Annotated in this window: 9 protein-coding genes; all 9 read left to right on the forward strand. The window is 66.8% G+C overall.

The window, feature by feature from the left end; all coding sequences use genetic code 11:
* Nucleotides 1–345: 345 nt before the first annotated feature.
* Nucleotides 346–687, forward strand: a complete 342-nt coding sequence (locus CCN44_RS11305; RefSeq protein WP_086697554.1) for a hypothetical protein — start codon at nt 346–348, stop codon at nt 685–687.
* 11 nt (nt 688–698) lie between these two features.
* Complete coding sequence (locus tag CCN44_RS11310) at nt 699–1,730, forward strand: hypothetical protein (RefSeq protein WP_086697555.1); 1,032 nt, start codon at nt 699–701, stop codon at nt 1,728–1,730.
* Nucleotides 1,731–2,050: 320 nt separating this feature from the next.
* A complete protein-coding gene (locus CCN44_RS11315; RefSeq protein ID WP_086697556.1) occupies nt 2,051–3,691 on the forward strand; it encodes an FtsK/SpoIIIE domain-containing protein in 1,641 nt (546 codons plus the stop codon).
* A gap of 184 nt (nt 3,692–3,875) precedes the next feature.
* Nucleotides 3,876–4,886, forward strand: coding sequence for a bifunctional lytic transglycosylase/C40 family peptidase (locus CCN44_RS11320; RefSeq protein WP_086697557.1), 1,011 nt, complete (start codon nt 3,876–3,878; stop codon nt 4,884–4,886).
* A gap of 3 nt (nt 4,887–4,889) precedes the next feature.
* On the forward strand, nt 4,890–5,165 hold the full coding sequence (locus tag CCN44_RS11325; RefSeq protein WP_086697558.1) for a hypothetical protein: 276 nt from the start codon (nt 4,890–4,892) through the stop codon (nt 5,163–5,165).
* 5 nt (nt 5,166–5,170) lie between these two features.
* Nucleotides 5,171–6,580: a hypothetical protein gene (locus CCN44_RS11330; protein ID WP_158103091.1), complete on the forward strand. Its 1,410-nt coding sequence runs from the start codon at nt 5,171–5,173 to the stop codon at nt 6,578–6,580.
* 13 nt (nt 6,581–6,593) lie between these two features.
* Nucleotides 6,594–7,679, forward strand: coding sequence for a hypothetical protein (locus CCN44_RS11335; RefSeq protein WP_086697560.1), 1,086 nt, complete (start codon nt 6,594–6,596; stop codon nt 7,677–7,679).
* Entirely contained in the window at nt 7,676–9,859 is a 2,184-nt protein-coding gene (locus CCN44_RS11340; RefSeq protein ID WP_086697561.1) for a hypothetical protein, read from the forward strand. Before CCN44_RS11335 ends, CCN44_RS11340 begins: the two co-directional genes overlap by 4 nt.
* Before the next feature lie 164 nt (nt 9,860–10,023).
* Entirely contained in the window at nt 10,024–10,596 is a 573-nt protein-coding gene (locus CCN44_RS11345; RefSeq protein ID WP_086697562.1) for a helix-turn-helix domain-containing protein, read from the forward strand.
* Nucleotides 10,597–10,629 lie beyond the last annotated feature (33 nt).

Genomic DNA, 10,629 nt, shown 5'->3' on the forward strand with positions numbered 1-10,629 from the left:
CTGCGGGCCGGCGGTCCGCATATCCCTGCGGACCGCCGGCCCGCAGGCGAGATGCGGGACAGGCAACGGCGACAAGCCAGCCCTGCCGCGTGCGCAGCGTCGACTGCACTTAGCCAGCACCTTGTCCCATGCCGCCCTCACGGGCGGACAAGTGATCCGGCGCGCGGTGAGACAAGGGCGAAGATCGCGGGCCCCGTTGGAAGTACCACGACCGGTTCGAGTCCGGTCCGGGGCACGGCGCGCACAGCGCGCACACCTTGGCTGCTCATACGGCAGCCGACACGACGACAGCCCCGGAGGAAGTGGGCCCCGGGGCTGTCCGCAGGATCCGAGTGGAGAACCCTGATGCAGATCAGCATGACACGCGCAGCGCACAGTCGGCCGCTGAGTGAGGCCGAGGGCGACCTGCTGTTCTCGGCAGACCACGCGACGACCAGCCCGACGGTGGCGCAGCGCCGCGCCGAGACCATGATCCCGATTAGGGAGGTCGAGGAAACCTTCGACATTCCCGATGTTCAGATCACCGGCACCGTCTACAAGATGAACGTGCAGACCGACAGGAAGGGCGCCGTCCTCGTCGCGTACACCCGCGACCCCGAGACCGGGCGCATCGGTCGCTCCTTCATCCGCTTCGACGCCGCCGGCATCAACTACATCCAGCGTCGCCTCAGCACGTTCGCGGCCTGAAGGGGGCAACCATGTTCAAGAACAAGGGTGAAAAGGACGGCTTGTCCTGGTCGCCGCGGACGCTGGTGCTCAGCGTGCTCGGCACGATCACGCTGGGCGTGGCGGTGCTGTCCGTGGCCGTCAGCTACCGAATCCTCGTCCCGCACTTCGGCGGGTGGGCCGCGCCGACCGTGGCCGCGCTGGACGCGCTGTGGGTCGTGCTCCAGGCGACCGAGATCCTGGCCGGCAACAACACGGAACGCGCCGCCCGGGTGCGGCGGGCGGGCCTGTTCCTGACCGCCGTGATCGCGGCCGTCCCCACGGCCGACCTGATTCAGACCGGAACCGGCGAAGGACTCGGCCTGGCCGTGGTCCTCACCCCCGTTGCGATCGTGTCGACCAAGGGCGTGTGGTGGCTCGTGCTGCCCTCGCTCGGCCGCAAGGTCTCACCCGCCACCCGGCAGGCCATCGCCACCCGCCGGCAGGAAGTCGCCGACCGCATCGAGCAGATGGAGGCGGACGCCGCGGACAAGGAAGAACTCCTTCGGGTTGCCCAGCGGCTGAACGAACGGGTGACCCGGGCCGAGACCGACTACCGCTTGTCGGCGCTCAAGGCGCAGCAGACCATGATTGAGACGCTTCACGCCCAGGCCGAGACGACCGCCACGACGATCAGCGAGAAGTCGCTTCCGGCGCTGGTCGCCAGGATCGAGCTGCCCGAGCTGGACGGGTGGGAGCCGTCCGCGCCCACCCTGCCTGTCACGTCTCGCGGCGCGGCCGTCACCCTCGAAGACCTCGCAGCCGTCAAGGGCGTGCCGGTGCCTCGCCCTGGCGAGCCCCTGGACGATGACCAGCTCGACGTGGTCGTGCGCTACCTGCGCTACAGCGAAGACCCGCCGCGCTCGTACCGGGCGACCGCGAAGGCGCTGCATGCCGCCGGCTTCATCAGCAGCGAAGAGCGCGTACGCCACGCGTGCCGCGAGATGAAGCGCACGGAAGCCGCCGATGCCGGCGCATCCGAGACGGCCGACGAGGACGGGGCCGAGGAGCCTTACGGGGCCTGAGGGGACCCGCCGAGAGACGCGGTGTCAGTGCTCCGTGCCATCGTCGTACGACATGCGGAACCTGAACATCCCCGTCCGGCACCACCGATGCAGCCCAGCCCCCGTACCGCGCGGGCTGGGCTGTGTCGCGACTGCCGGAAAACCTCGCAGTCGACGTGCAGCGCTGAACCGGTGAGCCAATCGGCGAGCGAACGGCTGGAATCTGGGCCGTCGCAGACCCGCAGGGCAGACCCGGCGAAGCCGCACAAAAACCCAAGTGGCATATGTAGGCGCCGAGTTATCATCGGCGATTACTTGATCTTCAAAATACAGGGGGGAGTATGGGAAGAAAGAGAAACCGGCACGACGACCGAGTAGAGGACATCTACGGCCAGAGTGCAGGCGCGATCGGCGGACTGGTCATTGTCCTGGGCATTTTGTACGCCATCAAGGACAAGACGGGGCTGCCGTGGCCGGCCGCGGTACTCCTTACCGTGGGCGGACTGGTCGCGCTCGGGTACGCGGCCTGGCGGGTCAAAACGGAAGTCATCCGCAGATGGGCCAGAGAGCCCACTGAGAAGCCGTCCAAGGCCTTGGTGCAGGAAGCTCCGCCCGACGCGGCGAACGATGCCGAGCCGGCCGCTCCCATTCACCCGGAGCTGACCGCGGCCCTGACCCGCACCGGGGCGATCGCCAGGGACGAGGTGATCCTGCTGTCCGATGTTCGGGTAGAGGATCTGCCGGGCATCGGCACCCGGTACACGTTCCTGGTTCCCGAGGTTCGGACTCATGAGGACGTCGCCAGCAGGCTCGGGCCGATCGCGTCGATGTTCAACGTGACCCGGCTGCACCTCAAACTGGAGACGTCCCGGGAGACGGAGCGCCTGGTCAAGCTCCTCATCCTCAAAGAGCCGCCGTTCAGCCGCCTGTTCACCCCGCCCAGTCGTGAGCAGATCCGCGCATTCGACGGTATTCCCCTCGGTCACGAGGTCACCGGCGAATTGGGCGGAGTGTCGACGTTCAAAGGCGCCTCGATGTTGGTCGCAGGTATGACACAGACCGGTAAGACCTCTTTGGTCAACGGTCTTATCACCTGCTTGCTCATCGCCTATGGCGACGACTTCGATATGGTTTTGCTCGACGGAAAGTTCGTCGGGCTCGCCGACTTCAAGAAGATCGCCCTTCGCTATGAGTCGTCCAGCGATCCAGCCGTACTGGAATCCATTCTCGACTTCCTTATCGACGTCATCGACAAGCGGTACGCCGAGATGGAACAGGCCAAGGTAAATCGGCAGCCTCCCCCGGCCTTCCGCTGGCGCCTCTTTGTCATCGATGAGGCAGCCGACTTCTACACGCACAACGGCTCGAAAGAGTCGAAAGAACTCTGTGCGAGAGTCGAAGAAAAGTCACGTTACGTGGTCGCCAAGGGTCTGGAATGCGGCGTCTCCGTCATCATGTCGACGCAGCGCCCTGACAAGGATGCGATTCCCGTCAACGTGAGGGCACAGTTCCAGTACAGGATTTGCCTGTACGTGGACTCGGAAGGCGCGGCAAAGGTCGCCCTCGGCGATTCCTACTTCACCACGATGGCGCCCATCAAGCCGCAGCTCCTCAACCCGAATATCAAGGGGCAGGCCGTGCTGTTTGCGCACGGAACGTCCACCCTGATCCGGGGCTTCAACTTCGAGGAAAAGTTCATCTGGGACGTCATCGACGAAATCTATGAACGACGTCAAAAGCGTCTCAGTGAAAGTCCGGACACTCCGCTGAAGCAGGCAATCAAGTTGATGCAGGACAAGGGCGTCGACTTCATGGCCACAGCAGACCTGGCGCCAGCACTCGGAATCCTTGAATCGCGGCCTGTGGTCCGCGGACAGAAGCTCTCGAAGCTGCTGGGTGTTCGGCCGGGAAAGGACGATTCGGGCGTAGAGCGCGGCTACTCCCTGGCCTCCCTGACGGCCGCGCTCAGGTCCGGTTCGTGACCGCTCACGGCACCCGCCAGAAGCCTGCTGGCGGTCCGCTGAACACCCGCTGGGAGTCCGTCCAGCGGGCGGGCTGTCCCGCCGAGTCGGCGGACTCCCAGCGGGCCGCCAGCGGACTCCCAGCGGACCGAAACACCCCTGCTGACCAGGGGAAACAGCAAATAGCAGCAGGAAGGGGGAACTCTTGCGATCTGGCACAGCAGCCGTCGCGATCGGCGCGGGGGCGACCGTGCTCGTCATCGGGGCCGCGTTCATCCAGGCCGCCGGCGACAACCCGGCCCTGAACGCCGCGCTCAGCCTCAGCGTTCCGGCCGAGTACAAAGACCTGATCGAAGACGCAGGAAACACCTGCCCGGAAGTCACGCCGAATCTTCTGGCCGCACTCCTCACCCAGGAATCCGGCTTCGACCCCACGGCCAAATCACCGGTCGGGGCTCAGGGGATTGCCCAGTTCATGCCGTCGACGTGGGAGAAGTACGGAATCGACGGCAACGGGGACGGCAAGCGAGACGTGGAGGATCCTGAGGACGCCATTCCGTCCTCGGCGAACTACCTGTGCACCCTCGCCAAAGATGTGAAGGACGTACCCGGCGACAAACAGGCAAACATGCTCGCCGCCTACAACGCCGGACCCAAAGCGGTGATCGATGCCGGGGGCGTTCCGAACTTCCCGGAGACGCAGAACTACGTCCGTTCCATCAGCGCCCTGGCCAACCAAGGAAGTAAGGGCGGAAAGGCCGGTACAACCGTCACGGCCCAACAGGCTGCCGAGGTTGTGAATGCGGCACAGGAAATGCTGGGCAAGCCGTACTCGTGGGGCGGTGGCAACACCTCCGGGCCGAGTGCAGGAACATGCTGCTCGCCCAGGGGGTTCTCCGGGGCTGACGTTGTAGGGTTCGACTGCTCCGGCCTGACGCTTTACGCGTATGCGAAAGTCGGAATCACCCTGCCGCGTACGGCGGCAGCGCAGTACGCGGCATCCAAGCCGATCGATCCGGACGACATGCAGATCGGTGATCTGGTGTTCTACGGAAAGAGCGCATCGGGGATTCACCACGTCGGTATCTACGTCGGTGGTGGCTACATGCTGGATGCGCCCAAGCCCGGATCCAAAGTAGGATTCCACCCTCTCGATTCCATGAGCGACCTATTCGGCGTCGCACGACCCATTCACGGCAGCACAAAGGAGATCTGACCCATGCCCAAGTCCGTCATTCTCGCCAAGCCGGTCGACTTTTCTACCGGATTCACCGACTTCTTCGACTCCATCGGGATGACCGGCGTCGGCCTGGTCACCAAGGCCATTGCGGCCGTGATCGCCGTGATCGCCGTCCGCATGCTTCTCCAGACCCCCAACGACCCCAAGCAGGCGCTGCGGAATGGCTCCATGGCCATCGGCACCCTGTTCGTCGCCGTGATCCTGGCGATGTACGGCAGCGACCTGTTCTCCACCGTCACCGACGCCAAGAGCTGACCATCATGGGACTGGGAAACCTCCAGCACCGCCTAGTGGTCGCGGCGGACAAGGCCAGCGACGGGTGCAGCAAGCTGGCTCCGCCGGCGCAGAAGTACTGCCGTGAGAAGTCCGACGACGACCCGTGCAAGGCCATCAAGGGCGCGGCCCACAAGTACTGCGAGAAGTGGAGCAACGGCAACGGCGACTCCGGCGGCACCGAACGGCCCGGAGGCGGCATCACCGACGGCGCCTCCGACCACGTCAAAGACCTCGCTAACTGGCTCATTGAGAAGATCGAAAGCCTCGTTGCGTCAGGCAAGACGTGGGCTCCGAAGGAATCCGGGGACGCGGTGTTCTCCCCGTTCCTGTGGCTCGGCCAGCACCTGGCTATCGCGATCTTCATGTGCGTAGTGGCCGTGTGCGCCCTGTCCGCGTGGCAGGGCGCACCGCGCCTCAAGCAAATGGGCCACTCCACCGGTTGGACGCTCGTGGCTGTGGCCGGCATGGCCTCCGTGCCCGGCTTCGTGTTCGCCTTGAACAGGGCCGTGTCCGAAGGATTCAAGGCCGCGTTCGACTCCAACGAGGGCACCCTCTTCGCCGCCATCAAGGACGACCTTCAAAAGGGCGCGGATTCGGGTAACCCTCTGGCCATCCTGATCATCATCGCCGCGCTGTGCGTCGCCCTCGGCTTCGCCGTGCTGGTGTACATGACGCGCAACCCCGGGATCCTGCTGTTCGTCTGCCTGTCGCCGCTCGTGCTGGCGTCCCTGGCACGGGGAGGCGACACGGAAGCCGTGCAGGCGTGGGCACAGAGGCTGTTGGGCCTGATCTTCGCGCCGTTCGCCCTGCTGCTGGTCAGCCCGTTCGTGGCCATGTTCAAGGGCTCGCTGGTGATGGACGCTGTGCTCCTGATCGCCGCCGATGTCCTGATGCTGCGGATGATCTTCCACGGAGTGCCGTACTTCGGGCCCAGAATGGCCCGCGCGGCGCGGTCGATGGTGGAGAGCCGTACGTCCAACCCGCTGGTGCGGCGTGCTGTGCGGGTGGGTGTGCCGGACTTCTACGAGCAGGAGAACACCCCGCGCGGGCCGCGACTGCTACCCACTCCGGGCCGCGCGATGGGCAAGGACGCCGATGTCCTGTTCGCCGCGTACGGGGCCAGGCCTCGACCGCGGCCGGGACGCCTGTCGACCGAGTCGGCAGTGTCCCAGATCAACACCGATGCCGCGCGCACCCAACGGCTCATGGAAGCACGCCGTCAGGCCCGCGCCGCCAACCAGCCCGCAGGTTCGGGCAGGGCACCCGCCACCAACCCCAGTGCCGCGCCCGCGCCCAGGCGCGCGCCGTCCACGCCTACGTCGCCGCCCAGCTCGCCGCCACCGCCTCGGTCGGGCGGCGGACCGGGCGGCGGGCCGGCCACCCCCACCCCGTAAAGGAGGGTTTTCGATGTACTCCCTGACCCCCGGCTTCCGCGTCCCTGCCATCCAGCGCGGGCTGAGTCCCGCAGAGGTCGTGCTCACCAAGACGAACGCCGGGGCAGGGGCGGCGATCCTGGCATCGGGGCTGCTTCAGCAGCCGCCCATCTGGGCGTTCGGCGTCGTCGCCGGGATTGCCGGACTGATCAACGTCGCGCCCGGACGCCGCTCGATCGCCCGCTGGGCGGCGGTCGGCGTCCGGCACTGGCGCGAGCGCCGCAGCACTCCCCGTCTGGCCACCAGCGCGGGCACGACCAGGACGTGGACGCTGTACCCGCACCACGGCACCATGCAGGACCCCTACCAGCGGGAGGGCTTTCACGCTGCGTTCGCCCGCGCGCTGACGTTCGTGGCCAACCAGGCCCGCACCCCGGGAGTCCAGGTGCACGCCGTCCACCACGCCAGGGTGGGCGACTACACCGATCACACACAGACGATCTCCGTGCACATCCCCAAGGGCCTGGTCGGCTACCCGGAGCGCGTGCTCGGCACGATCGAGGGTGAGTTCGCCGCGCTCGGCGTCCTGGCCCCGAGCACCCCGGATCCCGTCCCCGCCGTGACCGGCCGCTCGGCCACCTGGGCCGCGCTTGAGGACGGCCGGTATGCGGCCACCGCACGGATCACCGGCTGGCCCGCCGAGACCGACGGAGACCTGATGCCCAAGCTCCTGCTCGGCCAGGACGCCGAGCGCGCTGCGGACCGCTCCTTGGCGGTGCTCTACCGGCCGCTGCCGGCCGCGCAGTCCCGCCGCTCGGCGAAGTGGGCCGACGCCGCCAACGGGGCCTTCACCACCGACAAGATCAAGCAGGAGGCGCACGCAGCGGCCAGCGACATCACCCGCGACGCACTCGTACAAGGCGCGTGTCTGGTCGACATCGACGCCTATCTGACTGTGTGGGGCGACAGCCCTGAGGAGGTCATGGACGCCCGCTGGGACGCCTCCTTGACCGCCGACCGGCACCGCATCTCGCTGGACTGGCTCACCGGCCAGCAGCAGCGCGCCCACCTCATGACCACCCCGCACGGCGCACCCACCAGGAAGGGGGCCATCCTGTGATCCGTCTGCCCGCGACACAGGCCGCCATCACGGCGCCGCTGGTCGCCTCCAACACGTCGTTTCCCGGCGTCCCGATCGGCCGCTCCGAGACCGACGGCAGGCCCTTCCGGCTGTCCCCCGTCCTGGTCGACCATCGTGAGCTGCCCGCCACCAACTCCCTGGCCCTGGGCGGGCTCGGGTCGGGCAAGTCCACGACGGACAAGGTCTGGCTGCGCCGGGAGATCCTGCACCACAACCACCAGGCCGTGGTGATCGACTCCTTCGGGGAGGACACTGCGGCCGGCGAGTGGGCCGCCCTCACCCGCTCCCTCGGCGGCCTGGTCGTGGAGGCCGGCACCTTCACCCTCAACCCGTGCAGCCTGGAGTTCGGGACCGAAGTACGCGAGCAACTGATCCGCTCGCTGATCGCCGCGGCCGAACCAGCCGCGCTCACCCTCCAGTCGGCGCACGCACTCCAGCACGCTCTCAACTCCCCCAAGGCCGACCGGCTCGGCGGGCTGGTCGATGCCCTGGTGAATCCGGAAGACGGACGGTGGCCGGCCGAACAGCTCGCCGCATGGGGCGTGGATGTAGCGATCGCCCTCTCCCGCTACACGGAGGGCTCGTTGCGCGGCCTGTTCGACGGCCCGGACGCGTCCCTGCCCCCCACCGACCTGCCCATCGTCTCCTTCGACTTCTCCAGCCTCGACCGCAACAGCCCCGCGATCCCCGCCCTCATGGCTGCCATCACCTGCTGGGTTGAGCAGGTGTGGCTGCGGCAGTCGACCGCCGTGCACCGCCACCTGGTCCTCGAAGAGGCGTGGCAGATCCTCCTGAGCCCCGCCACGGCCGAGCTGATCCAGAGGCTGCTGAAGAACTCCCGCAAGGCCGCCTTGTCGCTGAAGGTGATCATGCACACTCTGTCCGACCTCGGCGACGGCCGCGCCCAGGACCTGGCCAAGCTCTGCGAGATCGCGCACGTCGGACGCCTCGGCCCCGAAGAGGCCGCCATCGTCGGAGCCATCCTCGGCCTGCCCGCCTGGGCCATCAAGAAGATCCCGACCCTGGCACCCGGACAGGCCGTGTGGAAGGTCGGCCCGGACTTTGTCGACGTCATCCAGACCATCATCAACGAGGACGAGGCCCGTCTCACCGACACCTCGACCCGTCGCCGCAAGGCCCAGCAGGTGCTGGCTGCCGACGACGAAGAAGCCGCCGTGACCCTGGACAAGGAGGCGGTGCCCGAAGAGGTCTACGAGTACGAGGAGTACGAGGAACCCACCACCGACGATGGGCTGGACTTCGACCTGCCGCCCAACGTCATCGACACCCTCTACACCGCACCGCAGCTCGACTACCGGCATCACGCCGTTTTGCAGGCCGCGGGCGAGGGCCGGTTCAACGAGGCCTCCGACCTCGCCGCGCTCGGCGAGCGGGAGGACATCACCGCCCACGGCATCAACTCTCCCCAGGCCAAGGCCTGGCTCATCACTAGAGCGGAGGTGGCCGAACTGTCCGGGAACCGGGACCAGGCCGCCCAGCTGCGCGCTACCGTCGCCCGCATGGGGAACAACGATGGCGCCGCCTGGTGGGAGCAGACCAACGACATCGCCGCCCAAGGGCATCCCGCTCCTCCCGAGCCCGAGCCTGAACCCGCAGCCGGCGACCAGCCCCGCCCCGGCGCCCGTCGTCGCCGTACCGGGCTCTACGTCGCCGCTATCGCGACGCTGGCTCTCGCCTCCGCCGTCGTATGGCAGAAGTCGGACGACGACGACAAGCGTCAGCAGCAACAAGAACAGGCTGCCGCGTACAAAGGCGTGTCGGCTACGGACCTGAACATCGACGGAGTCAAGACGGAAACGCTGGCGTCGTGGAGTAAAGACGGCCGATCCGTAATCCTGAGTGCCTGGGTTGACTCGGACGAGAATGCAAAATTCGTTCGCATTGATTCGGGAGACCAGACAGCGAAAGAGGTGGTGCAGCCTCTGAAGGAGGGGCAGGCCCCGATGCCGATCCGGCTGGAAGTCAAGGTCCCGGTCACGGACCACTACCAGGCGGTCCGGTTGACGGTCGCGGTCGGTGGCTCCACTTGGAAGGAAGGCATCCGGCCCCCGCACCGCACGATCGAATACCGCCCGGACCGGACAGCCATCGACGCTGAAACCGGAAAGCCCCTCAAGCAGGCGTACTCACATCTGTGACGCCCTCCGGCATACGGCCCGGTTCAGCTCTGCAGAGCTGAACCGGGTCTTTTCGTAGGGCTTTCCCAGTCCAGTTCTTAGAAGTGGCAACAGGAACCCTGATTAATTCGATAGAATCGGTCCCGGCGCCTTGATGGGCGGGACTCCAAGACTAGGGAATCGGAATGCCGGGAAGGAACATTCAGTTTGGGCTGTACGGTGCCCGTGGCGTAAAAGGAAGCCAAGCCGTCGCTCAGAAACTTGACGAACTTGCCGGGGGGATCGCCACCCCGGTAACCGAGAAGCGCGGATTCCTGGCGCGTGTCCGTTACCTCACTCGTTCCGGTCGCCAAAGGGAAGCCGCCCGCCGCGCCGGATTCGACGTCAAACCAGCCACGGTAAAAAACTGGTTCTCCGGGAAGAGTAAGCCGAGCCGGAAGAGCGTTGAAGCCGTCGACCGCGCGTATCGGGAAGTCCGGCGGGCCAATGTGGCGCGGCATCTGAAGGAACGACTCAACCGCGAGGGGCGCGGAACCCGGGTGGAGATCCACCCGCTCAATCAGTCGCAGGTTTCCCGGCCGCGGCAACGGGTGGTCGAGTACCGGCACCTGAATGTGCGCCGCTGGGATCGGATCGTGGACGCGTGGGAGGCCGGGGACGAAGAGGCCTTGGACGATGCGTGGGTGGAGGTGATCGTGGACCTCGGTTCCCAGTGGGGCCAGTACGAGTACGTGACCAGCGTCGGCTTCAGCGCGTAGCCCCCATCCCGTCCGCGACCACAACGGCGGCGG

It is taken from the genome of Streptomyces tricolor, assembly GCF_002155905.1.
Taxonomy (GTDB): Bacteria; Actinomycetota; Actinomycetes; order Streptomycetales; family Streptomycetaceae; genus Streptomyces; species Streptomyces tricolor.